Genomic DNA, 25015 nt, shown 5'->3' on the forward strand with positions numbered 1-25015 from the left:
CTGGTCGTCAACCAGCCATCACCGCGCCGCCATCGACCGTGACGGTCACCTTGTCGAGCGCCCGCGGGGCCGGGCCGCCCAGTACTTTCCCGGTGGCGAGGTCAAACCGCGATTGGTGACACGGGCAATCGAATTCGGTTGCCGCCGGCTCCACCTTGCATCCTTTGTGGGTGCACTTGGCGCTGAAACCGACGACCGTGCCGGCCGTGGGTTGGGCCAGCAGAATCGGTTGACCATTCAGTGTGGCCGCAATGCCGCCACCGACTGGAATATCGGCGAGTTTTGCGACCTCGGTTGCCGGTGCCGACGCGCCGGAACCAGAGGCCGAGCCACTCGGATCGGTCGTGGCAGGGCCGGCGGGCCCTGCGCCCGCGCCCGGGCTGCTGGTGGCCGGGGTGCTGCTGCAGGCAGCCAGGGCCACCGCTGCAGCAGTGCTCCCTCCGGCCAGGATCATGTTGCGACGGGACAGGTCGAGTTCCGGTGTCATGATTCTCCTCGAAAGACGTGTTCGCGGGTAGGTTTGCGTTGCTGTACTTATCAACGAAGCGGTATCCGATTCCGTTCACTGAGTCAGGGATGCAATTGAACCACGTTCTCTGGATATCCGTGTTAAGTAGGGAAGGTAGGTCATGGCCGATGAACGCGCCGAACTCTTGCAGGCCCTCCACGACGAGCACGCACCGCTGTTGTGGCGCTATGTCGTGCGGTTGACCCACGACCCTGCCCTCGCCGACGACGTCGTGCAAGAGACTCTGCTGCGTGCTTGGCGGCGCCCCCGCTTGCTCGATCAGACCGAGGTGTCGGCCCGCGCCTGGCTGTTCACGGTGGCCCGCAACCTGGTGATCGATGACCGGCGCTCGGCCAGGGCCCGGCACGAGATATTGACCGACCAGCTTCCCGAGGTGCCCACCGACGACCAGACCGACGCGTTGCTCGATGCCTGGCTGGTCGCGGATGCCCTCCATGACCTCTCACCCGACCATCGGGCGGTCATTGTCTGTGCGTATTATCGAGGCCAGTCCGTGGCCGAGACCGCGCGGGACCTGGTCATCCCCGAAGGGACCGTGAAATCCCGGCTGCACTACGGCCTGCGAGCCCTGCGGCTCGCCCTGCAGGAGCGAGGAGTGACGGAGCGATGACCACTCCAGCAGACCTCTACACCGACTGGGACGGTGCCTACGTGCTCGGCGCACTGTCGCCGGGCGAGCGCCGTGACTATGAACGGCACCTCAACGACTGCGTTGCCTGCAGCCTGGCGGTCGCCCACCTCGTCGGCCTTCCGGGGCTGCTCGCCCAGGTTCCACTGGAACAAGCCCGGCAACTTGGCCATTCGGTCGATAGGACAGCGGAGGTGTCGCCCCCCGCCGATCTGTTGCCCCGGCTGTTGCGGGCGGCCCAGGCGCGCAGTCGGCGAACACGCTGGATCATCGCCGGGGCCGTGGTCGCGGCGGCCGCGATCGCGGCATCCGCTGCCCTGGTGCTGCCGGGCTGGCTTGAGCAGCCGCGCGTCAATGCCAGCGAACCGGCCGTGGCCATGACCGCGGTGGTTCCCAGCCCGCTCACCGCTACGTTTCGCCTGACCGGCGAAGACTGGGGCACCCGGATCGACGCCACCTGTAGTTACGCAGAGAGCGGTAGCGATTTCGGTGCGCAGCCCTACGCCCTGTTCGTGACCGACCGGGCCGGCACTGAGAGCCTCGTCGCCAGTTGGATTGCCGGTCCCGGCACCACGATCAGCGCGGCCGGCACCACAAGCGTGGCCGAAGACGACATCGCGAGTGTGGACATTCGGTGGATGCCCGACGAGCGCGTGCTGCTGGAATCCACGCCGAGCTGGTAGTGCGAGCTATTCCAAAATGATGGGGACGCGCAGCATGCCTTCCTGCGCAACGGTGGCCAGGAGCACGCCGTCCCGACTGAAGATGCTGCCGGTGGCGAGGCCGCGGCCGCCCTGCGCACTGGGTGAATCCTGCACGTAGAGCAGCCATTCGTCGACCCGACCAAATCGATGCCACCACATGGCGTGGTCCAGGCTCGCCACCTTGAGGCCGGGCGACGACCAGGCGACACCGTGCCGGCGCATGATCGGCTCCATGATCGAGTAGTCGCTGGCATAGGCCAGGGCCGCGCGGTGCAGGTCGGGGTCGTCGGGCAGCGGGGAGAACGTCTTCATCCAGACCGCCTGCCGGGAGGTATGTTCACCATTGACCTTGAGGTAGATCGGTGAGGGAACATGCCGCATGTCGAAGGGGCGCTCGCTCGCCCAGTATCGGGCCACCGAGTGGTCGATGTGCGCAAGCGCATCGGATGCCGTCGGCAGGCTTTCCGGGTCGGGGATATCTTTCGGCATCTCCAGGTGGTGTTCCAGGCCCTCATCGGCGTCTTGGAACGAGGCGATCATCGACAGGATCGGCACGCCGCCCTGGTAGCACTGCGTGCGACGAGTGGAGAACGAGCGGCCATCGTGAATACGCTCCACCGAAAAGGTGATCGGCGCTTTGACGTCGCCGGGACGCAGAAAATAGCCGTGCATCGAGTGCACGTGGCGTTCGTCGGGCACGGTGCGCATGGCGGCGACGAGTGACTGCGCCAGCACTTGCCCGCCGAAGACGCGGCCGAGGGGCATCCACTGTGATGGACCGGTGAAGATGTCCTCGTTGGTGCGGGCACCGGTGTCGGTCAGATCGAGAACGGCCAGAAGGCCTTCCATCGGCTTGTGCATGTTCTCTCCTCGGGCAAGTTCGCGTCCGCGGCATGCGGGTGTTTCGTCTCTTGGTAGTTTAGAAGATGATGAGCCAGTCATTCACTCTTACCGATTCCCAGTCCCTCAGCGACCTGATCGTATTTCTTTCTCGTTCCGGCCGCGTTCTCGACGGTTCCGTGCGCCTGATGGCGTCCGAGGGCGTTCTCGCGGTGTACACCGCCATCTTCTATCCGCGTGGTCTGCTCGATGCGAGCCCGACCGTGCTTGGTTTGCGAACCTTCGCACTGAAAGAGCCGGTCGACCTCGACAAGGTGGTGCCGGTGCGGTCGCTGCTGGAACGCCTCAAGCGTCTCGAATCCACTGCTAGCGACCTGACGCTGCCGGTCACGGTGACCGTTCCCCTCGAGGTGAACACCGTGACCTGGGCGGGGATCTCCCCGCCCAAGGGCGGCTGGGAACCGCACGGCCAAATGTCGGCAGCACACCTCGAAGCGGCCGCTCGGGAGGGGATCGACGAGGTCGCCACCGCCGTGCCGGAGGGCACCGGAGAGCTGATCGTGGAACGCGTGCGCTCCGAGGTCTGGGGCCGTCAGATCGAGGGGATCGAATTCGTGCCGACCGGCGCCGGTTTCGCAGCGTTCAGCCTCGGGTTTCTCTCCGACGACGAACCGGTGCAGCTCTACGAATCCGGTCTGTGGACCCGCCTCAGCACAAGTCGCGGCCACGTTCTGGTGCGGCGCAAGCCGTGGACCCTCAAGGTCTAGCCGGCTTCCGGCCCCGAGGGCATTAATGAATACCTCTCGATCGAGTACACTCTCTTTTCCGCGTTCGAATTCACCCATCAGCCAGGAGCAACCATGATTTCGATTGAGCGCGATGTCGTTGTTATCGGTGCCGGGGCCTCGGGTCTCACCGCCGCCACCGCACTGCAGAAGGCCGGTCTCACCGTGGCCGTGCTCGAAGCTCGTGACCGCGTCGGTGGGCGCCTGTGGACCAACGAGATCGAGGGCGCCATGCTCGAGATCGGCGGCCAGTGGGTTTCACCCGACCAGCATGCCCTCAAAGACATGTTGACCGAACTGGGCCTGACCACCTATCCGCGCTACCGCTCCGGTCGGAACGTCTACATCAACGGTGCCGGCGAGGTCAGCCGGTTCGACGGCGAGATCTTTCCGGTGCCGGCGGGGACCGAGGCACAGATCGTCGGCCTGATCGACCAGCTCGACGCCCTCGTGGCCGAGATCGACCCGGATAGCCCGTGGGAGCATCCGCTCGCCAAGGAACTCGACGCGGTCTCGTTTAGCCGCTGGCTCGAGACGCAGACCGACGACCAGGAAGCCCGCGACAACATAGGCATGTTCATTGCCGGGGCCATGCTCACCAAGCCAGCCCACGCCTTCTCGGCCTTGCAGGCGCTGCTCATGGCGGCCAGCGCCGGGTCGTTCAGCAACCTCGTCGACTCCGATTTCATTCTTGACGAGCGCGTTGTCGGCGGATTGCAGCGGGTGCCCCTGGTGCTGGCCCAGAAGCTCGGCGCCGATGTGTTCCTCGGGCAGCCAGCGCGCAGCCTGAGCTGGAGCGATACCGGCGTTACGGTCGTCGCTGACGGTATGACCGTAACCGCCCGGCACGCCATCGTGGCCGTTCCGCCGCCTTTGATCAGTCGGATCAGCTTCGACCCTCCCCTCCCGCGTCGCCAGCAGCAGCTGCACCAGCACCTGTCCATGGGCTTCGTGATCAAGGTGCACGCCGTCTACGAAACGCCGTTCTGGCGTGCCGACGACCTCTCCGGCACCGCGTTCAGCCCCTACGAACTTGTGCACGAGGCTTACGACAACACCAACTATGAGGACCCGCGTGGCACCCTCGTGGGTTTCGTCTCCGATGAAGAAGCGGATGCCGTCTTCGCGCTCACCGCGGATGAGCGCAAGGCGCGCATCCTCGAGTCTTTGTCGCACTACTACGGTGCGCAGGCGCTGAACCCGGTCGTCTATTACGAAAGCGACTGGGGCTCGGAAGAATGGACCCGCGGCGCCTACGCAGCGAGCTTCGATATGGGCGGCCTGGTGCGCTACGGCGCCGAACTGCGTAGCGCCGTCGGCCCGATTTCCTTCTCGTGCAGCGACATGGCCGGCAAGGGTTATCAGCACGTGGACGGCGCCATCCGGGTGGGGCAGGACGCGGCTGCGGCCATCATCGCCGAGCGCGAGTCGGCCGTCGGATAAGGCTTCTGGTCGGCGAAGCGGCGCACCCGGGTGGTAGCAACGGGCGGCTCGCCCTTAGGCTTTGGGCATGCCCAGACTCTTGCAACTCGATTCGTCCGCAGACCTGACCACATCGCGTTCGCGAGCGATCACCGAGACGTTTGCCACTGCCTGGCGCAGTCTCGGCGATGACCACACCGTCGTCCACCGAGACCTGCACCGGGAACCGCTGCCCCACCTCACGGATGCCGCGCTGCACTTTCCGCCCAGGTTGCGACCGAAAGGTACGAGCCCCAGCCCTCGGCAGGAGGAACTTCAGCGCGTTTTGATCGCGGAACTGGTGGCGGCCGACGTGCTGTTGATCGGCGTTCCCTTGTACAACTATTCGATGCCGTCGACCTTGAAGGCCTGGGTCGACTACATTCACCTGCCGACGGTGACAGCCCCGGTCGACGATCCCGCCAGCCAGCAGCCCCTGGCCGGTCGCCCGGCCGTGCTCGTGTCTACCCGCGGAGGGATCTACGACGCGGGTTCACCAACCGAGTTTGACGACCATGCGCTGCCCGCGCTCACCCTGATTCTGGGCAATGCGCTGGGAATGACGGTCGAAACTATTGTGGCCACCCGCACTCTCAGTGAACGATTTGGTGCCCCCACCGACGAGGTCGCCGCGCAACACCAAGAGTTGGCCGCGGCGCACGAGACCGCTGTTCAGGCTGCCCGCCGCCTGGGCTGACCGGTTCCTGAATCTTCGAATAGTCCGCTCGTCGAGCTCGAAAGGGCATTCGCTATGCTGGCGGGATGGCTGGCACCGTGGACAGGTTTCCACCAACGCCGGGAGGACGCCGAAACTGGGACCCCGATCGGTACCTCATCATCCAAATGGATCAACGGAACTGCGGCCGCAGCACGCCGCTGGCGAGCGACCCGACGGTGAGCCTCGACACCAACACGACGCATCACCTCATCTCCGACATTGAGCAACTGCGGCTGCTTCTGGGAGTTGGTCGAGCGACGTGCACTGGCTCTACCACGAGACCGGTCGTTATCTGCCCGCGCAGTGGGCACGGTTCCGGTCGGGTGTTCCCGACTCCGATCGGGACGGCGATCTCGTGGCGGCCTACAACCGCCTGCTCAACGAATCTGGTGACGTTGAGGTTCAGCGTTCGGCCGCGCAGGGGTGGTGCGACTGGGAAGATGCCTTGGTCTCCTGGGAGCCGGGATGGTCACCGAGTGCCCGATTCCACGAGCCCGACTTCCGGCTGCAGTTCGCTCGCATCGTGGCCCGATGCTGATCTTCATGTTATCCACGATGGCGGGCACCAGGGGAATCAACGGATGATGCAGCTCATCCTCGAGGCTGGGCGTCGATTCGAGGATGCTTTGTAGAACAGCCTGACCCTGTCATGCCGAAAAGCGTATGGTCTGCCGCTATTCGCCGACGGCACCATCGATGGCCTCTCGGAGCAGGTCGGCATGGCCGTTGTGCCTGGCCGCCTCCTCGATCAGATGGAGGAGGATCCAGCGCAAGTTCCAGCGCTGCCCGTCGCGGTTCACACCTACTGAGAGGGTGTCCAGATCAATGCCGGCGACTGCCCGCCGACTGCGCTCGCACGCGGCTCGGTACAGGTTTCGCAGCTCCGTCGGGTCGTCGTGCTGTGCGCTGTGGAACTCCCAGTCCCGGTCGTCGTCCCACGGCGCACTGGCCCACGGTTCCTGCTCCGGAAGGCCGAGGAAACGCGATTGAATCCAATCATCTTCCACGAGTGCCAGGTGTTTCAGCAGGCCGGAAAGCGTCAGCGTCGACGTGGCGATCGGCTGACTCAGCTGTGCAGCGTTGAGTCCGTCGGTCTTGATCAGCGGCGTCGCACGGTGAAAGTCGAGAAATTCCAGCAGGGTGCTGCGTTCGTTCGCGGCGAGCTGAGGGTCGGTACGGTCCAAGCTCTCAGCCTCCCACTCCGCAATCACGACACCATGGCCAGCGTGATGTTCCCTGTGGGAATCATATTCCACGCCTTCCAATTGTGATCAGCAACTCGGGCCGCCAGACTGCGCGTCGCGATGCGCGCCAAAACCTCCGGCTCGGAGTACCGATAGGCGCAGTCCGAAACGCGTTGCGCCTATTCTTCGAAGCTGTTCACCATCGCGAAGGCGGCGCGTTCCAGATAATCCCACAGGATGCCCTGCTGCAGCGGCGGCAGGTTGGCCGCGTCCACGGCAACGCGCATGTGGCCAAGCCACCGGTCGCGGGCATCTGGATTCACCTTGAACGGAACGTGCCGCTGGCGCAACCGGGGGTGACCGCGCTGCTCGCTGTAGGTCCCGGGGCCGCCCCAGAACTGCTCGAGAAACATGACCAGACGGTGTTCGGCGGGGCCGAGGTCATCTTCAGGGTACATCGGCTTCAACACCGGGTCGGTGGCCACGCCGACGTAGAAGTCATGCACGAGCTTTTCAAAGAACGGGGTTCCGCCGACCTCGTCGAAGAACGTCGGTACCGCGGCAGCACCGTGCTCGCCCGCGCGCAGGTGTACTCCGGCGGGGGAAGGAGACTGGTCGGTGGGGTGTCGTTCAGTGGTCACGGGGTGCGGCTTTCTTCTGTGGGCAGTTTGTCTCGGCGCAACGGTCAGTCAATGCCGTCGCCGCGGGTTTCAGGGTCTGGCGCATGCAACGGGGCCGGAACGCTCGTAGCCTTGCGCGGCCCGCGGGGCTTTCGCACCGCGACCGGGCCGGCGCGTACGCCGTCGACGTCGGGCACGGCGGCGGCGGCATCTTCGGCCGCGTCGCCCTCGGCCGGTTCAATGCCCGAACCGTCGATGGTGCCGTCGCCTGTGGTCATGACCACGCTGTTGAGTGGGGTGAGCGGCACGCCCATACCGTCGAGGGCCTTTTTCATGTGCAGGCGCAGATCACGGGCAAAGTCCCACTTGGCCGAGACCCGAGTCTTGACCACGAGCCGGGTGACGAGGGCTTCGGCGCTAATCGACTCCAGGCCCCAGATCTCGGGCTTTTCGAGAACGAACGCGCGCCACTTACGGCTCGAGGCGAGGGCACTGGCCACGCGCAGAAGTTCGTCTTGTACAGCCTCGACGTCGGAGCTGTATGGAATGGCGAGGTCGATGATGACCCGGGCCCAGCCCTGCGACATGTTGCCGACCCGCAGAATCTCGCCGTTGCGCACGAACCAGAGTGTGCCGTCGATGTCGCGTACCTGCGTGATCCGAATTCCGACCGTTTCAACGACACCGGATGCGAAGCCCACGTCGACGATGTCGCCCACGCCAATCTGGTCTTCCACGACCATGAACAGGCCGTTGAGAATGTCCTTGACGATGTTCTGGGCGCCGAAACCGAGGCCGGCGCCGAGCGCCGCGGTGAGCAGAGCGAAGGAACCGAGAATGTCCTTGTTCAAGGTGGTGACGATGAGCAGCAGGGCGGTGATCAGAATGAACACGTTCACGACGTTCGCCAGCACGGCGCCGAGCGTGCGCGAGCGCTGCACGACGCGCACCGCGGCCAGCGGCGACACGTTCAGCGCCTGGGTATCGTCAACCTTTTGATTCTTCTTGACGCCGGAGACGATTTGTTGCACCACCCGGCGAATAACGAATTGCAGGGCCCAGCGCAGCGCGAATGCGACAACGATGATCATCGCGACAGCGAAGATCTTTTCCCAATAGCCGATCCACGGAATTTCAGCAAAGTAGGCACCGAGGTCGGTCCAGAATGTTTCCCAGTTCATATCCAAACCAGTCTACCGAGGGGCCTCGGCTGCACCCGAGCGGAGGCTACGGCGGCGGTGCTCCGGCCCAGACACGCGGCCTGCGCACCCCCGGTGTGAGCACCGCAGGAGCGGCATCCTCTCGGTTTGCGTGGAGTTTGCTGTGAACGTGAGCCGGAGACAAGAAATCCCGCGACCAGCCTGTGGCCGGCCGCGGGATTCACGGTGTGGTGGAGTACGAGTGAACTACACGGCGTCGCGGGCCTGTACCTGAAGCGATCGCTCGACCCCGGCCAGATTCTCGACCACGAGACGGCGCAGGGCGGCCGGCTCGGGGTTCGCATCGAGCCAGGCCCGTGTCGCGTCGGCGAGAGACTGGTTGTTCAGCGGTGCCGGGTAGAGGCCGATCACGAGCTTCTCGCCGATCGAGAAGCTGCGGGCCGCCCACACCGACTGCAGCATGTCGAAGTAGGTCGTCACGAACGGCGCGAGCAGGCTCGAGTCGCTTACGCGCAAGAATCCGGCGGCCGTCGTGCGCACTATGGTCGTCGCGGCCGTGTCCACGTCGATGAGCGACGACCAGGCGGCGAGCTTGCCCTCGGCCGTGGGGAGTGCCGCCCGGGCGAGGGCAGCCGACTGAGCGCCGGTGGCAGTGTTGTCGGCGGCGAGCGCCGTGTCGACCTCGATGGCGCTGGCCCGGCCACCGGCCACGAGGGCGGTGAGCAGCTCCCAGGCCAAGTCGGTGTCGACGGTGAGGCCCGCCAGCACGATGCTGCCCGAACGCAGGGCGGCCACGTTGTCGAGCTGCGCCGGGGTGGCCGCGACCGAAGCGAAGAACTTCACAAACTGGAACTGAGCGTCGCTGCCGGCCGCCGCGCCCCGGGCGAGCGTCCACAACGCGTCGGCGACCTCGGCCGTGACGGCGGCGCGGTGCGGCTCGGCCACGTAGTAGGTGGCGGTGAGCACGACCTGGCCGAGCACGGTGCGCAGCGTCGTCGACTCTGTCTCGGTGGCCACGTTGTTCAGTACCAGACGCACGAAGTCGCGCGCCGAGGTTTCTGCATCGCGCGTGGCGTCCCAGACCGAACCCCAGACCAGGGCGCGGGCGAGCGGGCTCTCGATAGCCGCGAGGTGCTCGAGGGCACAGGCCTCCGACGCCGGGTCGAGGCGCACCTTGGCATAACTGAGGTCATCGTCGTTGAGCAGGATCAAGTCGGGACGCTGGCGGCCGACGAGGGCGGGAACATCCGTTCGCTCACCGTCCACATCGAGCTCGACCCGGTGCGTGCGCACAAGCTTGTGAGAGTCGTCGAAGGTATAGAAGCCGATGGCCAGGCGGTGCGGTCGAATGGTGGGGTAGTCCGCCGCGGCGCTCTGCAGCACGGTGAAGGTGGTGATCGTGCCAGCAGCATCGACCGCGATCTCGGGGCGCAGCGTGTTGACGCCGGCGGTTTCCAGCCACAGCTGGGCCCATCCGCTGAGGTCCCGGCCGCTCGCGGCCTCGAGTTCCACGAGCAGGTCGCGCAACTCGGTGTTGCCCCACTGGTGCTTCTGAAAATAGGACCCGACGCCGGTGAAGAACGCCTCGATACCCACCCAGGCGGCGAGCTGCTTGAGCACCGAACCGCCCTTGGCATAGGTGATGCCGTCGAAGTTGACGAGCACATCGTCGAGGTCGCGGATGGTGGCGACTACCGGGTGGGTCGACGGCAGCTGGTCCTGCTTGTAGGCCCAACTCTTCTCCATCACGGCGAAGGTGGTCCAGGCCTCGTGCCACTCGGTCGCCTCAGCGGTGGCGATGGTCGAGGCCCACTCGGCGAAGCTCTCGTTGAGCCAGAGGTCGTTCCACCAGGTCATGGTGACCAGGTCGCCGAACCACATGTGGGCAAGCTCGTGCAGGATGGTCACGACGCGGCGTTCCTTGATGGCGTCGGTTACTTTGGAGCGAAAAATATAGGTTTCGGTAAAGGTGACCGCACCGGCGTTCTCCATGGCGCCGGCGTTGAACTCCGGCACGAACAGCTGGTCGTACTTGTCGAACGGGTAGGCGTAGCCAAACTTCTCCTCGAAGTAGGCGAACCCCTGGCGTGTCTTCTCAAGGATGTAGTCGGCGTCGAGGTATTCGCTGAGGCTTTTGCGGCTGAACACGCCGAGCGGGATGGTGCGCCCGTCGCTGGAAACGAGCTCGCTGCGCACGACGGCGTACGGACCGGCGATGAGCGCGGTGATGTAGCTCGAGATGGTGTGCGTTGGCTCGAATGCCCACGTGCTGGTGCCGTTGCCGGCATCGGTAGGCTCGGGCGTGGTGGAGTTGGAGACGACCTGCCACACGCTCGGCGCGGTGACGGTGAAGGAGAATTCGGCCTTGAGGTCGGGCTGCTCGAACACGGCGAAGACGCGGCGGGAGTCCGGTACCTCGAACTGGCTGTACAGGTAGACCTCGTTGTCGACCGGGTCGACAAAGCGATGCAGACCCTCACCGGTGTTGGTGTACAGCGCGTCGGCGACGACGACGAGCTCGTTCTCGCCCTTCAGATCATCGAGCGCAATACGGATGCCGTCGCTCACGACGGCCGGGTCGAGCGCGACACCGTTGAGGGTCACCGAGTGCACCGTGGCCGTGATGGCGTCAATGAAGGTCGAGGCGCCGGGGGTGGCGGTGAAGCTCACCGTGGTCGTGCTGCCAAACGTCGTGGGACCGGTGGTGAGGTCGAGCACAACGTTGTAGCTCGCAACGGTGACGAGCGCTGCGCGCTCCGACGCTTCAATGCGGGTGAGGTTTTCTCCAGGCAACAGGTTCTCCAATTCGATTCACGATCGTGAGGCTTTGGCATTCGTAGTACCATCGCACCCCGCAAGCCTAACCATGATTACGATGTCGGCATGAGAGAGAGCACTGATCCGCTGGTCGACACCAGTGCGCGCTACCGGGCCTTCGCCGAGGTCGAAGCCCGCGGAATGAGCGCCTGTTACGAACGGTGGGCTGCTGGCGTCGCGGTCGATCCCCGGCTTGTGACGTTGATCGACCAGCTGCCGCCGACCAAGCGGCAACCGAACCTGCTGTTCGGCGCGGCGCGGCTGCACGGCGCTGCGGCAGGGGAGTACGCGCCGTTCGCGGCGTGGCTGCGCGAGCACTGGGCCGACGTCGCCGCGACCTGCCTCACCCATGTGACCCAGACCAACGAGCCCGGTCGGTGCGCCGTGCTGCTTCCGGCTCTGGCGGCGCTCGCCGGGCCTCTAGCGATCATCGAGGTGGGGGCATCCGCGGGTCTCTGCCTGCACCCCGACCGGTACAGCTACCGCTATCGGTTCGCCGACGATGACGCTGAGAGCGGCGGCGGCGAGCGGATGCTGCACCCGGCTGGCGGTCCGAGCGCGGTGGTGCTGGACTGCACGGTCAGCGGCCCGGCGCCGCTGCCCGAGCGAATGCCCGAGATCGTCTGGCGGGCCGGCATCGATCTGGGCCCGCTCGACGTTCAAAGCGACGCGGACGTGGCCTGGCTCGAGGCCCTGATCTGGCCGGAGCACGACGACCGGCGGGCCCGACTTCGGGCTGCCGTGACCGTGGCGCGCGAGCAGTCGGTCGAGATCGTGCGCGGGGATCTCAACGACGAGATCGCCGCACTCGTGGCCCGGGCACCGGCCGGGGCGACCGTGGTCGTATTCCACACCGCCGTGCTCGCGTACCTGAACGAGACCGACCGCCTGCGGTTCGCTGCGCAGATGATGCGGTTGCCGGTGCGCTGGCTGTCCAACGAGGGGCAGAGCGTGGTGCCCGGGGTGTTGGAGCGGCTGGGGGAGGCGCCGGCGGAGACATCCGCTTTCATTCTTGCCCTGGACGGCGAGCCGATCGCCTTGACCCAGCCGCACGGTCGCTCGTTACACTGGCTCGGGTAACGGAGGCGGACGAGCCGCTAGCGGCAGAAGTGGCTGGAAATCCGGCGGTGGTCACAGTCGCAACTGCTCAAAAAACACCGTACTCGTTCGGGGAGTTGTCCGTTACGGCGATGGCCTGAACGGACAGGCGCCGGTTATCGGTGTTCGTCACCATCGTCAGTCTTTCCCGGATCATCACCCGGAACGTCGGCGGGTGGCTCCGAGGACGGCTCCGCTGACAACGGCGCCGCGCTACCGGTTGCCCAGCCGAAGGAGGCGGATTGCCGCGTCATCACGGCCGCCGAACCGTGCATCGGAACGTAGCTGCCGTTCGGCGCATCGCTCGACTCCTCGTCGGGCTGCCAACGTTCGGTGTCGCCAGTGCGGGTACCGAGGAGCCGTCGGGTAAGGGATTCGCCCGCCGACAACAGATCGTCGAGGGCGACCTGCAGGTCGTTGTCGTCGACGGTGTCGGCGCGGAGGGCAGCGCGAAGCACGGCCCGGCGAATCAGCTCCTTCGCGAAGGAGCCCGTCACGCCTTCCGCACGGCGGGCAGCGGCGTTGAGGGCAGCCGGGCTGAACGGCAGCCCTCCCGCATAGCGTCGGAACAGTCGCTCGCGTTCGGCAGGGGCGGGCAAGGGTACTTCGACGGCGAGGTCGACCCGGCCTGGCCGTTCGGCAAGGGCGCGCTCGAGCACCTCGACCCGGTTGGTGGTCATGACGAAGGCCACATCGGCGTCGCCGTCGAGTCCGTCGAGAGCGTCGAGCACCTCGAACAACAGCGGCTGCGGAGTGGCATTGCGTTGCATCGCGACCAGGTCGATGTCTTCCATAACGACGATGGACGGCGCAAAGGTGCGTGCGATCTCGGCAGCCGCAGCGATGTGCACGATGCTGCTCCCGGTGAGCAGCACGGCGGTGATGTCCGGTGTTTCGCTGAGCAGGTGGCGCACGGTGAGGGTTTTACCGGTGCCGGGAGCACCGTAGAGCAGCACACCGCGCTTCAAATGTTGTCCGGCGGCGAGCAAGACCTGGCGCTGCTCGCCGATTCCGATGACGTGGTCGGTGATGGTGCCGAGGATGCCCTCCGGCAGCACGATGGCGGCCGTCGGTACGACGGGTCGTTCCAGGAAGGTGATTCCGGCTCCGGCTCCGTATTCGGTTTGCACGAACGAGAGCACCTGTCCGCGCAGCACGCTGTGCTCGATCATGAGTGCGCGCAGGTGCTCGAGAAAACCGGTGACCGTGCGCGGCGACTCGGCCATGATTTCGAGCTCGGCCGTGTTGCGCCCGAATTGCGAGTTCGCTGCGCGTTGCAGCACGGCAATCGGCTCGCCGTCGAAGCGGATGAGCCTCAGGCCGAACGAGACCACCTGCCGGGTCGACGTCGGTCCGGTCGCCCGGGCCGAGTAGTCCACCGGTCCGGGCCCGAAGCCCTGGAACGGGCTGGCCACAAGCTCGGACAGCGTCGAGTGAAACCGCTGCTGCCCGCCCGATACGCCGAGAAGCGCGGCCGGATCCGCGCCGGCCAATGTGCTCAGGGCGATGTCCGCGTCGACGAGGCGATGATCGGCCAGGGTCTCCGACACGACCGGCAGTGTCGACGCGTTGGCGCCGAGAAAGGCGCTGATGCGGTCGCCGAGTGGTGTCAGGCTCGACCCGGCCCGGTCATCCGCCGCAGATACGACCCGTTCCATGAAGTGTTTGAAGGCGCGCACAACGTCTCGGTCGAAAGTGTCCTCGGTCATGTCGTTCTCCTGTTCTCGTGGCAGCCCTGTAGAACCTAGCGGGCCTGGGCGATGATTGCCTCGGCGACAGCGACAGCGACGGCGACGGCGACCGCGTCGGTGTGCGAATCATCTCGATTTCGACCCAGGCGCCTGAGGCGCATTCCAGTAGCTGACGGCCCTGTGCTACCAGGCGCCGGGCTTGTAGTCCTTCAGAAAGACGCCGTAGAGGTCTTCGCCATCCTCGCCTCGCACGATCGGGTCGTAGACCCGGGCGGCACCGTCGACCAGGTCGAGCGGTGCGTGGAAGCCCTCCTCGGCCAGGCGCACCTTGGTGGGGTGTGGGCGTTCGTCAGTGATCCAGCCGGTATCGACGCTGGTCATGAGAATGCCGTCTTCCAGCATCTCCTTCGCGCTCGTGCGGGTGAGCATATTCAGGGCGGCCTTGGCCATATTGGTGTGCGGGTGGCCGGGGCCCTTGTATCCGCGACCAAACACGCCTTCCATCGCCGACACATTCACAATGTAGGTGCGTCGGGCAGTGGATGCGCTCAGCGAAGCCCGCAGGCGGCTCACGAGCAAAAATGGTGCCGTCGTGTTGCACAGCTGCACTTCGAGCATTTCCAGCGGATCTACGTCTTCGACGTTGGCGGTCCAGCTGTTCACGTCGTGCAGGTCGGGAACAAGCCCGCCGGCGTCGATGGCGGTGCCGGCGGCGAGGCGTTCGAGTGAACTCGACCCGGCGGCAAGGGCCAGCCGAGTGAGGTCATCCGCTGTCAGGGCGCCGGCACCGGACGCCGCCGCGAGTAGCGGGTGCGTCGAGACCGATGCGGCGAGAGCGAGCGGATGCGCATCGTTCGTGTGCCCAAACGACACGATCTCGGGCAACGGACCGTCGGGCAGCGGAGAATCTTCGGCCTCGACCAGGGGGGAGTAGGAGCCGCGAGAACGACGCACGGTCTGCGCTGCGTTGTTGATCAGAATGTCGAGTGGGCCCTGGGCGGCGACGGAATCGGCGAGCGCGATCACCTGGGCCGGGTCACGCAAATCGATGCCGACGATGCGCAGGCGGTGCAGCCAATCCTTCGAGTCGTCCATCGCGGCGAAGCGGCGAACGGCATCGCGCGGAAATCGCGTGGTGACGGTGGTGTGGGCACCGTCGCGAAGCAGCCGCAGGGCGATGTACATGCCGATTTTGGCACGGCCGCCGGTGAGCAGTGCGCGTTTGCCGGTGAGGTCGGTACGAGCGTCACGCTTGCCGTGACTGGAGAGGGCGCAGTTCGGGCAGAGCTGGTGGTAGAACGCGTCGACCACGGTGTACTTCTGCTTGCAGATATAGCAGGCGCGCGGAACGAGTAGCTCACCGGCGGTCGCTGCGCTGGTACCCAGGGAGAGCTGAGCGCCGCGCGTCTCATCGTCGATGCGGGTGGGCGCGCCGGTGGCGGTGGCAGCGATGACGCTGCGATCGGCGTCGGCGATCACCGCGCGCTTCTCGATGCGTCGCACCATCTTGACCGACTTGAACATTTTCGCGGTGGCCTGACGCACCGTGACGAAGTCGGGGCTATCCGGGTCGATGTCGGCCAGGGAAGCTAGTACGCGGAGGGTGACGGCGAGCTCGTGCGGGTCGATTCCGGCGAGCTCGGTGGCCGGTGCTGCCGACTGGGCGGCGATAGTGGGCGCAGAGGTCATTAGAGGATTCTACGCGGACCGACTGGGAGCATCCGTTTCAGGGGAACACCTGCGCTCGTGCGCGAGACACGAACGAGCCGGCCCCACCGTATTCGAGGTCACCACGACTGTACGACGCCTGTACGACGCCTGTACGACGCCTGTACGACGCCTGGCCCGCGGAAATGCCGCGGAGCGCGCGCTAGCGGGCGCCGCTCAAGATCATCAGCTTCTGCGGGTCTGGAAACGGCGTGAATCCCACCTGCTCGTAGAGGCCGTGCGCGTCCAGTGTCGAGAGGAGCACTCGCTTGAGGTGCATGGGCGAGAGAGTGTCGACGACCGCTTGCGCGAGGAAGAGACCGAGACTTCGGCCTCGGGACGGGCGGTCGATGTACACGTCACACAACCACGCAAACGTGGCATGGTCGGTAACAACCCGGGCGTAGCCGCACAAACCGCCAGCGCTATCGTAGACGCCAAAGTTCAGCGAGCCGCCAGCTGCGCGTTGAACGGTCTCCACGGACCGGCCGAGTGCCCAGAACGCATCCGTCGAAAGCCAGTGGTGAACCTGCCGCAGATCGATGCGGCCGAGGTCGGTGTCAACGGAGTACTCATCGTTCGTGGGCATAGCTCCACGATAAACGGTGGATCACGCGCGCCGGCAGTCTGAGGTCTAGGGCGAGCATTTCGGTTGGCTCGCCCATGATCTTCACAGCCGGATAGTGGCCGCGTCAGGCAATGTCGTTGTTCTCGTGGCAGAAGTTTCGGGTCGGGTCGTTTCGGCCGCCTGGCTCGTCTTCAAAGACGGAACGGATTTCGCTGGATTGTGGGGCGGTTCGACTCTGGTCGAGGGGAGAAGGCCGTCGTTCGACGGTTGGTCTGTCACGCTGGCCGTTCGATGAACCGATACGTACCTCGATGCAAGGTTGACTTAGACGTGGCACGCCGGTTTGATATCGGTCAGCTGAACCGGAGATTTCATTCTTCTGCGATCAACGTAAGGGGACACGACGTGGAACATTCACCAGTTGCCAGGGAGCTCGCTTTGGCGGACGATCGCCGCATCCGGGTCCTTCGACGCGGGAACCTCCTCGTTGTTCTCGGATCACTATTATTCGTCGGAGCCTGGTTGACGATTCCCTTCGGAATGTTCCTGGCACTAACCGCGGTGTCTGGTGGGTCGCTTGCGCTCCTGGCCGTCGGAGCCATTTTTCTCCTGGCGAGCATCGTGTCGGTTGTCGGGGGCATACGAGTGCGGAGGCAGTCAGTGCGTGACCACGCACCAGCAACAGCGTTTGGGAAAGCCAATCCAGCCTTCGACGGCGATGGCAAAACCTTGCCGACCGGAGGAGTTCCGCTCAGCTGGATCGGAAACGTGCCAGGCACCTGACTGACTGCCCGAGGTGCGTGGATCGTCGCGCCGACGATGCCGAGCCGCGCGGCGCTGCCTGGCATGAACGCACGCGGTGCGGGAACGATCGTGACCACTCCAGCGTAACGACGATGCACGGCATCAGCCGGACCTGAAAGGGTCAGGCCCGACTGTGCCGATTGTCGTTCGCGGGTGCAGGGAGGCCCCTAGAGCCTCGCCGGCTCCTGCATGGGAATGGCGTTGGTCGGGGGCTCGTAGGTATGGTCAAAGGGCATTTCGTCGGTGTCGAGCAGAGGGTTGTCGTCCTGCGTCTTGACCAGCTCGTGCGCTTCGTGCTCGGTGTTCACACTGGGCATTGAGCCCGGCAGCGGGCGATTCGCCGATTCCCTGAGGAAGTAGATAGCGATCGCACCGACCAGCGAGGTGCCGATCAGGTAGAACGCCGGCATCATGTCGTTGCCGGTGCTCACGATGAGTGCCGCGATGATGAACGGTGTGGTGCCACCGAAGATAGCGACCGCAAAGTTATACGAAATTCCCATGGCACCGTAACGGCTGGCTGTGGGGAACAGTGCTGGTAGCGCCGAGGCAATGGTCGATACATAGAACGTGACCGGGAAAGCGATCATCGCGAGACCGAGCAGGGTCGACCAGACTGACCCGAGTCCGATGAGCAGAAAGGCCGGATAGGCCAGCACAATTGTGCTGACCGCGCCGATCCACAGCACCGGCCGGCGGCCAACCCGGTCGGACAAACGTCCGGTGAGCGGGATACACAACGCCATGATTACGAGAATCGGAATGGTCAGTGCCGTGCCGTGCAGTTCGTCGTAGCCCTTATTCTCGGTGAGATAGGTGGGCATATACGAGGTGAGGGCGTAACCGACCGTGTTCGCAGCGGCGACGAGCACCATCGCGATAATAATGTTGCGCCAGTACGCCTTGAAGATGGCAATCGGGCCCTTCGGGGTGGCGGCCGTGGCACCGACGGGGTTCTTCTGGGCTTCTTCCTGCGCATCGAGTGTGGCTTGGAATGCCGGGGACTCGTCGATTTTCATGCGGAAGTAGATCGCGATCAGGCCGAGCGGTCCGGCGATGAGGAACGGAAGGCGCCAGCCCCAGGCCTCCATCACATCCTGACCGAGCGTGAGCTGCAGCACGGAGACGAGGGCAGCGCCGATGGCGAACCCGAGGTAGCTGCCCATGTCGAGGAAGCTCGCGAAGTAGCCGCGCTGCTTGTCGGGCGCGTGCTCACTGACGAAGGTCGTCGCACCGGCGTACTCGCCACCGGTCGAGAAGCCCTGTACGAGCTTGACGAACACCAGCAGAACCGCTGCCCAGACACCGATCTGCGCGTAACCGGGGAGCAGGCCGACGGCAAACGTCGAGGCGGCCATCAGAATCAGCGTGGTGGCGAGCACCTTCTGGCGGCCGATTCGGTCACCGAGCCAGCCGAAGAAGACGCCGCCGAGCGGGCGGGCAAAGAATGTGGCGGCGAAGGTGCCGAGCAGAAACAGGGTCTGAACGGAAGCGTCGGCCTCGGGCAGGAAAACCGGCCCCATGGTGGTGATGAGGTAACCGAAGATACCGACGTCATACCATTCCATCGTGTTGCCCACGATGGTGCCGCCGAGGGCACGTTTCATAATTGGTTTGTCAACGACGTTAACGTCGGACACTGCGATGCGGCGGCGTCGGAGACCCTTCTTGGGCCGGACAAAACCGGAGCTGGTCCGGCCGGAATTCGTGTTGGACGTGCTTCGGTCAATGGGCATGTTATTTCTCCCGGGGAGATATTGTGCTTGCGACGTGTAGCTATACTGCTTGGTGCAGATTTTTTCAACCCCCCTACGATACCCGAATGGGGGGCAAAGCCCTAATGGCAGGTCTAAGCGACGGCGATGACCGAGCCGCAATGAACCCGCCTAGGCTGGTCAGATGACCGTTTCAGTGGATTTCTGGTTTGACCCCTCGTGCCCCTGGGCCTGGATGACTTCGCGCTGGGTCGACGAAGTCGCCCGCCTGCGTGAATTCGACGTGACCTGGCACGTGATGAGCCTCGCCGTGCTCAACGAAGACCAGGAGGTGAGCGAGGACTATGCGGCGTTCTTTCCGCGGGCGCTCAAGTACACCCGCCTTGTGGCCGCTGCTGCTGAACTGCACGGCCAGACGATGGTCAAGGCGCTCTACGACGCGCTCGGCGAACGGATTCACCCGGGCGGCAACACGAACCCCGCTGAGGTCATCCCGGCCGCGCTCGCCGAGGTCGGCCTGCCAGCCGCCTTCGCGGCTCACGCCGACAGCAGTGAGTATGACCGCCAGATGCGGGCGAGTCACTTCGACGGCATCAATCGGGTCGGCCAGGACGTGGGCACCCCGGTGATCGCGGTCAATGGTGTCGCCTTCTTCGGCCCCGTCATCTCCCCGGCACCCATGGGTGATGCTGCACTGGCCCTGTGGGACGGCGTCGTGGCGCTGGCCAGTTACGACGGATTCTTCGAGCTCAAACGCAGCCGCACCCGCGAACCGATTTTCACCCGGGCGGCCAGTTCTAAATAGACTGATCACATGCGCATCCACATCGCCACGGACCATGCAGGTCTCGACCTCAGCCACCACTTGAGCACGCACCTGCGTGCCGCCGGCCACGAGGTCATCGACCATGGGCCCACGGGCTACGACGCCCTCGATGACTACCCCGCGTTCTGCATCAATGCCGCGCAGGCCACCGTCGACGACCGTGAACGCGGAATCGAGGCGCTCGGAGTCGTGTTCGGCGGCTCGGGTAACGGCGAGCAGATGGCCGCGAACAAGGTGTCCGGTGTGCGTGCAGCCCTGGTCTGGAACCTGAGCACCGCCCGGCTAGCGCGCGAACACAACGACGCCAACGTCATCTCGATCGGCGCCCGCGAACACACGATCGCGGAGGCCACCGGCTTCATCGACGCCTTCATTGCCGAGCCGTTCAGTGACGAGGAGCGTCACGAGCGTCGGATCCGTCAGCTCGGTGAATACGAGCAAACGGGAACGATCGCGGGAAAAGGCGTGAACGTCGAAGGCGTCGTGCGCTGAGGTGCCCGAGGGGCACTCCGTTCACCGCATCACCCGACAATTTCAGCGCAATTTCGTCGGTCACCGGGTCACCGTGTCGTCACCACAGGGCCGCTTTGCGGCCGGTGCCGAGCAGCTTGACGGCCATACGATAACGGATGCCCGCGCCGTCGGTAAGCAGATGTTTCTGGAGTTCGACCATGGACTGTGGCTGCGCATCCATTTGGGACTGTACGGTGCCTGGGATTTCAACGGTGAGATTCTCATGGATGCCACGATGGCCTCGGCCAACGGCCGGATGGGCCAGACCAACCAGCACGGTACCAAGGTCGCGGCGGGGACCACAGCTGCGACCTTTGACGTGGACGGTGAAAATTCGATCTTCAGCATCGGGGCGCCGCGCAGCACCCGGGTGCGCATGTCGGAGCAGGAGAAGGAGATCGACTTCACCGACACGTTTCCCCCCGAGCCGGTCGGCCAGGTGCGGGTGCGGCTGCTGACCGACACGGTGTGCGCCGACCTGCGCGGACCGACCGCGTGTGAGGTGCTCGACCCGGCCCAGGTCGCCGCCGTCCTCGCCAGGCTCGGACCCGACCCGGAACTGGACAACACCCCCGAGGCCGAGGAACGCTTCGTGACCGTCGTGCGCAAGAAGCCGACGCCGATCGGCCGACTGCTGATGGACCAGAGCGTGGTCAGCGGCATCGGCAACGTGTACCGCGCCGAGATGCTCTTTCGTGCCGGTCTCAACCCGCACACCCCGGGCAAGTCGCTCGGTGACGACACCGTGCGCGCCCTCTGGCAGGACTGGGCACACCTTTTAAACATAGGGGTGGCAACCGGCCAGATGATGACCATGGACAAGCTCGAGGGCGCGGGATACCGACGTGCCATGAAGCATCGGGCCGATCGGCACTGGGTATACAAACGCGAAGGCCTGCCATGCCGCGTCTGCGGTACGCATATCGTGCTCGAAGAAATGGCGGCCCGCAAACTGTACTGGTGCCCGCGATGCCAGGCGTGACCGCTCCTGCTCGCTAGCGCGGAGGTGTCAGAGCGTCGGGCAGGCTGCGAAAATAGAACCATGCTCCACCGTCGATTTACCGGCCCCCGCCGTCGAGTTGCAACCCTGGTCAGTGGTGCCGTCGTCGGCGCGGTCGTGCTGGTCGTGAACCTGGCCGCGTGCTCGAGCGACACTGGCGCCGGCGTGATTGACACCGTCGGCACCGTCGACTTCGTGAATCCACTCGCGATCCCGCCCCTGGCCAGGTCGACCATGAATGCCGCGGGTGAGCGCGTCTTTGACCTCACCGCCCAGGCGGGTACGACCGAGTTCGTGCCGGGCGTCAGCACCGACACCTGGGGCTACAACGGTAGCTACCTCGGCCCGACCCTCGTCGCCGAGCGCGGCGAAGACGTGCGGATCAACGTGAATAACGACCTCGACGAGGCAACGACCGTGCACTGGCACGGTATGAGCCTGCCCGCCGAAATGGACGGCGGCCCGCACCAGATGGTCGAACCGGGAGTCCAGTGGAGCCCGAACTTCACGATCGACCAGCCCGCCGCGACGCTCTGGTACCACCCGCACCCCGACGGCAAAACCGAGCATCAGGTGGAGATGGGCCTGGCCGGCTTGTTTTTGGTGCAGGACGACGAAGAGGCGGCACTCAACCTACCGCGCAGCTACGGCGTCGACGACATTCCCGTGGTGGTGCAGGACCGGCGTTTTGATGCGAAAGGTCAGTTCGCCACCGACGTGCGCGGCTACATCGGTCCGATCGGCGATGAGCTGCTCGTCAACGGCACACTCGCACCGTTCCTTGACGTGACGACCGAGGTCGTGCGCCTGCGCCTGGTGAACGGGTCGTCGGCGCGCGTCTATGACTTCGGGTTCAGCGACGGCCGGTCCTTTGACCTGATCGGAACGGACGGGGGACTGCTCACTGCGGCGGCACCGATGGCGGGCATCCGCTTGTCACCGGGGGAGCGGGCCGAAGTTCTCGTGCGACTGACGCCGGGCGAGACCGTGAACCTGCAGTCGAGCCCGCCCGATCTGGGCACCTCGGCCAAAGCCGCGACCCGCAACGCCGGCGATGACACGCTCGACGTGATGGAACTTCGCGCGGCCGACACACTCAGCAGCATCGGTGACACCTCCGAGAACCTCGCGACCATCGAACCCTTGCAGCGAGAGGATGCCACGGCCGAGCGCTTCTTCACCCTCAACGGCTACACGATCAACAATCGCCTGATGGACATGACTCGCATCGACGAGACCATCGACGCCGGCGCCACCGAGGTCTGGACCGTCGACAACGCCATGCCGTTACCGCACAACTTTCACGTGCACGCCGTGCAGTTTCAGGTGCTGCGCGTGGGCACCGAGCCTCCGCCGGTTGAACTCCTGGGGTGGAAGGACACGATCTACCTCGAGCCCGGGGTGCGCTACGAACTCATCATGCAGTTCCCGGAATATACGGACCCTGACTTTCCGTACATGTTCCACTGCCACATGCTGTCGCATGAGAATGCCGGGATGATGGGTCAATTCGTCGTGGTGAAGCCCGGAGAACGGGCCGGCATCCCTCCGAGCGCGCACAACGCCAAGGGGCCGCAGTCGAACCGGGCCGTCGGCAGCGGACCGCGTGTGCTCGGGGCGGCCCACGGTCACTAGCTGCGAGCATCCCCTTAATGGACGAAAGCCGCCAGCGTCACGCTGGCGGCTCTGGTGCGGTTACCGCACTGTGGAGGGGACGACGGGAATCGAACCCGCGTCATAAGTTTGGAAAACTCAGGCTCTACCATTGAGCTACGTCCCCAGGCCCAATACTTGAGCACTCGAACAGCGTAGTACAGGAAACCGGGTGCGGATTGCCAGTCCGCGCGTATCCGCTCGACAGGCGTGCATTAGACTGGCCGAGGTCAATCCGCCTGTCGTGAGCTTTCGCCTGCGCCAACAGATTGGTTCCCCAACAAAGTAGTACCAACGGGTCGAAGTAGATCCGGGGCGTAGCTCAGCTTGGTAGAGCGCTCGTTTTGGGGGCGAGAAGTCGCAGGTTCAATTCCTGTCGCCCCGACATTACCCGCAGCACACCGTTTCAATACACAGGAGAGTCCCGAGTGAAGTCCACGGTCGAAAAACTGAGCCCCACGCGCGCCAAGCTCACCATCACGGTGAGCCCCGACGAGCTGAAGCCAGCCATCACCCATGCCTACGGCCACATTGCCGAAGACATCAACATCCCCGGTTTTCGTAAGGGAAAGATTCCGCCCGCGATCATCGACCAGCGCGTCGGCAAGGCTGCCGTTCTGGAGCACGCCGTCAATGAAGGTCTCGACGGTTTCTACCGCGCGGCCGTCGAAGAGAACAAGCTGCGCCCGCTGGGTCGTCCCGAGGCTGACATCGTCGAATGGCCGAGCAACACGGACTTCTCCGGTGACCTGCTCCTCGCCATCGAGGTCGATGTGCGCCCCGAAATCGACCTGCCCAGCTACGACGGCCTCAAGCTCACCGTCGACGCCGTCGCCGTTTCCGACGAGGAAGTTGCCGAAGAACTCGACAAGCTGCGCAGCCGCTTCGGCACGCTGATCACCGTCGACCGGCCTGCCAAGACCGGCGACTTCGCGCAGATCGACCTGAACGCTGCGATCGACGGCGAAGAGGTCGACACTGCGAGCGGTATCTCCTACGAGATCGGTTCCGGCGACCTCATCGAGGGCATCGACGAGGCGCTCGATTCGCTCAGCGCCGGCGAGACCACCACCTTCAACTCCGACCTCATGGGTGGAGACCACGAGGGTGAGACGGCCGAGATCACGATCACGGTCATCGCCGTCAAGGAGCGCGAGCTTCCCGAGGCCAACGACGACTTCGCGCAGATCTCGAGTGAGTTCGACACGATTGACGAGCTGACCGAGAGCCTCAAGGTTCAGGTCGAGAAGTCCAAGGCCTTCGGCCAGGGCAGTCAGGCCCGCGAGCGTCTCATCGAGACGCTTCTCGGTTCGGTTGAGGTTCCGATTCCCGCCGCGATCATCCTCGACGAGGTGAACCGCCACCTCGAAGGTGAAAGCCGCCTCGAAGACGACACGCACCGCGCCGAGGTCACCGAAGCCAGCGAGAAGACGTTCCGTCAACAGATCCTGCTCGACACGATCGCCGAAGCTGAGCAGGTCAAGGTCAGCCAGGACGAGCTCACCCAGTACCTGATCCAGGGCGCCAGCCAGTACGGCATGGACCCGAGCGAGTTCGTGCAGACGCTCAACACCAACGGTCAGATTCCGTCGATGGTCGCCGAGGTTGCCCGCAATAAGGCTCTCGCGATTGCCCTGGGCAAGGCCGAGGTCGTTGACTCCAACGGCAAGCCCGTCGACCTGAGCGAATTCACCGGTCCGGTTGACGCCGACGACGACGACGCTGCTCTCGAAGATGCCGCAGTCAGCGACGCCGACGAGGCTTCGCCCGCCGACGCTGACGCCGCGGTCGAAGAGAAGCCCAAGAAGAAGAAAGCCGCTGCCACAAAGTAGGCGCGAGCACAGCACCGTCTAACGGCGTGCACGGGCCGACTGGATTCCTTCCAGCCGGCCTTTTGCATGCTGCAAGGAACTGTGTCCGACGGCTCGTAATCTGCCGAGGGCGAACAGAGCCGTTTTGGCTCGCCGGCTCCGATAGATTCATTGAGAAGCGAC

At 64.9% G+C, this 25015-nt stretch carries 23 protein-coding genes and 2 tRNA genes; 14 read left to right on the forward strand and 11 right to left on the reverse strand.

What is annotated here, in order from left to right; genetic code table 11:
* Positions 1-7 precede the first annotated feature (7 nt).
* Positions 8-487: a Rieske (2Fe-2S) protein gene (locus tag E3N85_RS02155; RefSeq protein ID WP_134458941.1), complete on the reverse strand. Its 480-nt coding sequence runs from the start codon at positions 485-487 to the stop codon at positions 8-10.
* A 142-nt stretch (positions 488-629) separates the two neighbouring features.
* Between E3N85_RS02155 and E3N85_RS02160 the strand changes: the two genes are divergently transcribed.
* Both E3N85_RS02160 and E3N85_RS02165 read left to right on the forward strand, forming a co-directional pair.
* Positions 630-1139 (forward strand): sigma-70 family RNA polymerase sigma factor, encoded by a 510-nt coding sequence (locus E3N85_RS02160; RefSeq protein WP_134458943.1) that lies wholly within the window; start codon positions 630-632, stop codon positions 1137-1139.
* Positions 1136-1840, forward strand: coding sequence for an anti-sigma factor (locus E3N85_RS02165; RefSeq protein ID WP_134458945.1), 705 nt, complete (start codon positions 1136-1138; stop codon positions 1838-1840). Before E3N85_RS02160 ends, E3N85_RS02165 begins: the two co-directional genes overlap by 4 nt.
* A gap of 6 nt (positions 1841-1846) precedes the next feature.
* On the opposite strand, the gene E3N85_RS02170 is transcribed toward E3N85_RS02165, so the two are convergent.
* On the reverse strand, positions 1847-2722 hold the full coding sequence (locus E3N85_RS02170) for an acyl-CoA thioesterase II (RefSeq protein ID WP_241978262.1): 876 nt from the start codon (positions 2720-2722) through the stop codon (positions 1847-1849).
* A gap of 68 nt (positions 2723-2790) precedes the next feature.
* Between E3N85_RS02170 and E3N85_RS02175 the strand changes: the two genes are divergently transcribed.
* From E3N85_RS02175 to E3N85_RS02190, 4 genes are all read left to right on the forward strand, one after another.
* Positions 2791-3468: a hypothetical protein gene (locus E3N85_RS02175; RefSeq protein WP_134459412.1), complete on the forward strand. Its 678-nt coding sequence runs from the start codon at positions 2791-2793 to the stop codon at positions 3466-3468.
* Between the two features lie 93 nt (positions 3469-3561).
* Positions 3562-4929 carry an NAD(P)/FAD-dependent oxidoreductase gene (locus E3N85_RS02180; RefSeq protein WP_134458947.1) on the forward strand — a complete coding sequence of 456 codons (1368 nt, stop codon included), beginning with the start codon at positions 3562-3564 and terminating at the stop codon, positions 4927-4929.
* A gap of 67 nt (positions 4930-4996) precedes the next feature.
* Complete coding sequence (locus E3N85_RS02185) at positions 4997-5644, forward strand: FMN-dependent NADH-azoreductase (RefSeq protein ID WP_134458949.1); 648 nt, start codon at positions 4997-4999, stop codon at positions 5642-5644.
* A gap of 280 nt (positions 5645-5924) precedes the next feature.
* Positions 5925-6203, forward strand: a complete 279-nt coding sequence (locus E3N85_RS02190) for a hypothetical protein (protein WP_134458951.1) — start codon at positions 5925-5927, stop codon at positions 6201-6203.
* 136 nt (positions 6204-6339) lie between these two features.
* Here the strand turns inward: E3N85_RS02190 and E3N85_RS02195 are convergent, their stop codons facing one another.
* The 4 genes from E3N85_RS02195 to pepN all read right to left on the reverse strand — a co-directional run bounded on the left by E3N85_RS02195 (position 6340) and on the right by pepN (position 11422).
* A complete protein-coding gene (locus E3N85_RS02195) occupies positions 6340-6849 on the reverse strand; it encodes a DinB family protein (protein WP_134458953.1) in 510 nt (169 codons plus the stop codon).
* A gap of 179 nt (positions 6850-7028) precedes the next feature.
* The gene (locus E3N85_RS02200; RefSeq protein ID WP_134459414.1) at positions 7029-7436 is read right to left on the reverse strand and encodes a globin; all 408 of its coding nucleotides are present in this window, start codon (positions 7434-7436) and stop codon (positions 7029-7031) included.
* A gap of 98 nt (positions 7437-7534) precedes the next feature.
* Complete coding sequence (locus E3N85_RS02205) at positions 7535-8650, reverse strand: mechanosensitive ion channel family protein (protein WP_134458955.1); 1116 nt, start codon at positions 8648-8650, stop codon at positions 7535-7537.
* Between the two features lie 225 nt (positions 8651-8875).
* Positions 8876-11422, reverse strand: a complete 2547-nt coding sequence (pepN, locus tag E3N85_RS02210) for an aminopeptidase N (RefSeq protein WP_134458957.1) — start codon at positions 11420-11422, stop codon at positions 8876-8878.
* A gap of 90 nt (positions 11423-11512) precedes the next feature.
* Between pepN and E3N85_RS02215 the strand changes: the two genes are divergently transcribed.
* A complete protein-coding gene (locus E3N85_RS02215; RefSeq protein ID WP_134458959.1) occupies positions 11513-12526 on the forward strand; it encodes a DUF2332 domain-containing protein in 1014 nt (337 codons plus the stop codon).
* Between the two features lie 134 nt (positions 12527-12660).
* On the opposite strand, the gene E3N85_RS02220 is transcribed toward E3N85_RS02215, so the two are convergent.
* The 3 genes from E3N85_RS02220 to E3N85_RS02230 form a co-directional block, all read right to left on the reverse strand.
* A complete protein-coding gene (locus tag E3N85_RS02220; RefSeq protein WP_134458961.1) occupies positions 12661-14253 on the reverse strand; it encodes an AAA family ATPase in 1593 nt (530 codons plus the stop codon).
* Positions 14254-14418: 165 nt separating this feature from the next.
* The gene (locus E3N85_RS02225; RefSeq protein ID WP_134458963.1) at positions 14419-15924 is read right to left on the reverse strand and encodes an SDR family oxidoreductase; all 1506 of its coding nucleotides are present in this window, start codon (positions 15922-15924) and stop codon (positions 14419-14421) included.
* A gap of 181 nt (positions 15925-16105) precedes the next feature.
* Positions 16106-16531: a GNAT family N-acetyltransferase gene (locus E3N85_RS02230; RefSeq protein ID WP_134458965.1), complete on the reverse strand. Its 426-nt coding sequence runs from the start codon at positions 16529-16531 to the stop codon at positions 16106-16108.
* A 501-nt stretch (positions 16532-17032) separates the two neighbouring features.
* On the opposite strand from E3N85_RS02230, the gene E3N85_RS02235 reads away from it, so the two are divergent.
* Positions 17033-17293 (forward strand): hypothetical protein, encoded by a 261-nt coding sequence (locus E3N85_RS02235; RefSeq protein ID WP_134458967.1) that lies wholly within the window; start codon positions 17033-17035, stop codon positions 17291-17293.
* A 188-nt stretch (positions 17294-17481) separates the two neighbouring features.
* Here the strand turns inward: E3N85_RS02235 and E3N85_RS02240 are convergent, their stop codons facing one another.
* The gene (locus E3N85_RS02240) at positions 17482-19050 is read right to left on the reverse strand and encodes an MFS transporter (protein WP_134458969.1); all 1569 of its coding nucleotides are present in this window, start codon (positions 19048-19050) and stop codon (positions 17482-17484) included.
* 163 nt (positions 19051-19213) lie between these two features.
* Here E3N85_RS02240 and E3N85_RS02245 point away from each other — a divergent pair, with 163 nt between their 5' ends.
* Genes E3N85_RS02245 through E3N85_RS02260 form a run of 4 tightly spaced genes read left to right on the forward strand, consistent with a single transcriptional unit; the run spans position 19214 to position 23003 of the window.
* The gene (locus tag E3N85_RS02245; protein WP_134458971.1) at positions 19214-19834 is read left to right on the forward strand and encodes a DsbA family protein; all 621 of its coding nucleotides are present in this window, start codon (positions 19214-19216) and stop codon (positions 19832-19834) included.
* Positions 19835-19843: 9 nt separating this feature from the next.
* Positions 19844-20347 (forward strand): ribose-5-phosphate isomerase, encoded by a 504-nt coding sequence (locus E3N85_RS02250; RefSeq protein ID WP_134458973.1) that lies wholly within the window; start codon positions 19844-19846, stop codon positions 20345-20347.
* A 1-nt stretch (position 20348) separates the two neighbouring features.
* Complete coding sequence (locus E3N85_RS02255) at positions 20349-21350, forward strand: Fpg/Nei family DNA glycosylase (RefSeq protein ID WP_134458975.1); 1002 nt, start codon at positions 20349-20351, stop codon at positions 21348-21350.
* Positions 21351-21410: 60 nt separating this feature from the next.
* Complete coding sequence (locus E3N85_RS02260) at positions 21411-23003, forward strand: multicopper oxidase family protein (RefSeq protein ID WP_134458977.1); 1593 nt, start codon at positions 21411-21413, stop codon at positions 23001-23003.
* A 71-nt stretch (positions 23004-23074) separates the two neighbouring features.
* Here E3N85_RS02260 and E3N85_RS02265 read toward each other — a convergent pair.
* Positions 23075-23148, reverse strand: a tRNA-Gly gene (locus E3N85_RS02265).
* Positions 23149-23332: 184 nt separating this feature from the next.
* Between E3N85_RS02265 and E3N85_RS02270 the strand changes: the two genes are divergently transcribed.
* Positions 23333-23406, forward strand: a tRNA-Pro gene (locus E3N85_RS02270).
* A 43-nt stretch (positions 23407-23449) separates the two neighbouring features.
* A complete protein-coding gene (tig, locus tag E3N85_RS02275; RefSeq protein WP_166783830.1) occupies positions 23450-24853 on the forward strand; it encodes a trigger factor in 1404 nt (467 codons plus the stop codon).
* The last annotated feature ends 162 nt before the right edge of the window (positions 24854-25015 follow it).

The organism is Cryobacterium sp. Hz9, from assembly GCF_004402825.1.
In the GTDB taxonomy this organism is placed as follows: Bacteria; Actinomycetota; Actinomycetes; order Actinomycetales; family Microbacteriaceae; genus Cryobacterium; species Cryobacterium gelidum.

What these genes read in the sequence shown, in the direction of transcription:
- E3N85_RS02240 (WP_134458969.1), bottom strand. Translation starts at nt 19,050, where the DNA reads ATGCCCATTGACCGAAGCACGTCCAACACGAATTCCGGCCGGACCAGC.
- E3N85_RS02205 (WP_134458955.1), bottom strand. Translation starts at nt 8,650, where the DNA reads ATGAACTGGGAAACATTCTGGACCGACCTCGGTGCCTACTTTGCTGAA.
- E3N85_RS02170 (WP_241978262.1), bottom strand. Translation starts at nt 2,722, where the DNA reads ATGCACAAGCCGATGGAAGGCCTTCTGGCCGTTCTCGATCTGACCGAC.
- E3N85_RS02245 (WP_134458971.1), top strand. Translation starts at nt 19,214, where the DNA reads ATGACCGTTTCAGTGGATTTCTGGTTTGACCCCTCGTGCCCCTGGGCC.
- E3N85_RS02160 (WP_134458943.1), top strand. Translation starts at nt 630, where the DNA reads ATGGCCGATGAACGCGCCGAACTCTTGCAGGCCCTCCACGACGAGCAC.
- E3N85_RS02155 (WP_134458941.1), bottom strand. Translation starts at nt 487, where the DNA reads ATGACACCGGAACTCGACCTGTCCCGTCGCAACATGATCCTGGCCGGA.
- E3N85_RS02180 (WP_134458947.1), top strand. Translation starts at nt 3,562, where the DNA reads ATGATTTCGATTGAGCGCGATGTCGTTGTTATCGGTGCCGGGGCCTCG.
- E3N85_RS02185 (WP_134458949.1), top strand. Translation starts at nt 4,997, where the DNA reads ATGCCCAGACTCTTGCAACTCGATTCGTCCGCAGACCTGACCACATCG.
- E3N85_RS02175 (WP_134459412.1), top strand. Translation starts at nt 2,791, where the DNA reads ATGAGCCAGTCATTCACTCTTACCGATTCCCAGTCCCTCAGCGACCTG.
- E3N85_RS02250 (WP_134458973.1), top strand. Translation starts at nt 19,844, where the DNA reads ATGCGCATCCACATCGCCACGGACCATGCAGGTCTCGACCTCAGCCAC.
- E3N85_RS02230 (WP_134458965.1), bottom strand. Translation starts at nt 16,531, where the DNA reads ATGCCCACGAACGATGAGTACTCCGTTGACACCGACCTCGGCCGCATC.
- E3N85_RS02225 (WP_134458963.1), bottom strand. Translation starts at nt 15,924, where the DNA reads ATGACCTCTGCGCCCACTATCGCCGCCCAGTCGGCAGCACCGGCCACC.
- E3N85_RS02165 (WP_134458945.1), top strand. Translation starts at nt 1,136, where the DNA reads ATGACCACTCCAGCAGACCTCTACACCGACTGGGACGGTGCCTACGTG.
- E3N85_RS02215 (WP_134458959.1), top strand. Translation starts at nt 11,513, where the DNA reads ATGAGAGAGAGCACTGATCCGCTGGTCGACACCAGTGCGCGCTACCGG.
- E3N85_RS02220 (WP_134458961.1), bottom strand. Translation starts at nt 14,253, where the DNA reads ATGACCGAGGACACTTTCGACCGAGACGTTGTGCGCGCCTTCAAACAC.
- E3N85_RS02260 (WP_134458977.1), top strand. Translation starts at nt 21,411, where the DNA reads ATGCTCCACCGTCGATTTACCGGCCCCCGCCGTCGAGTTGCAACCCTG.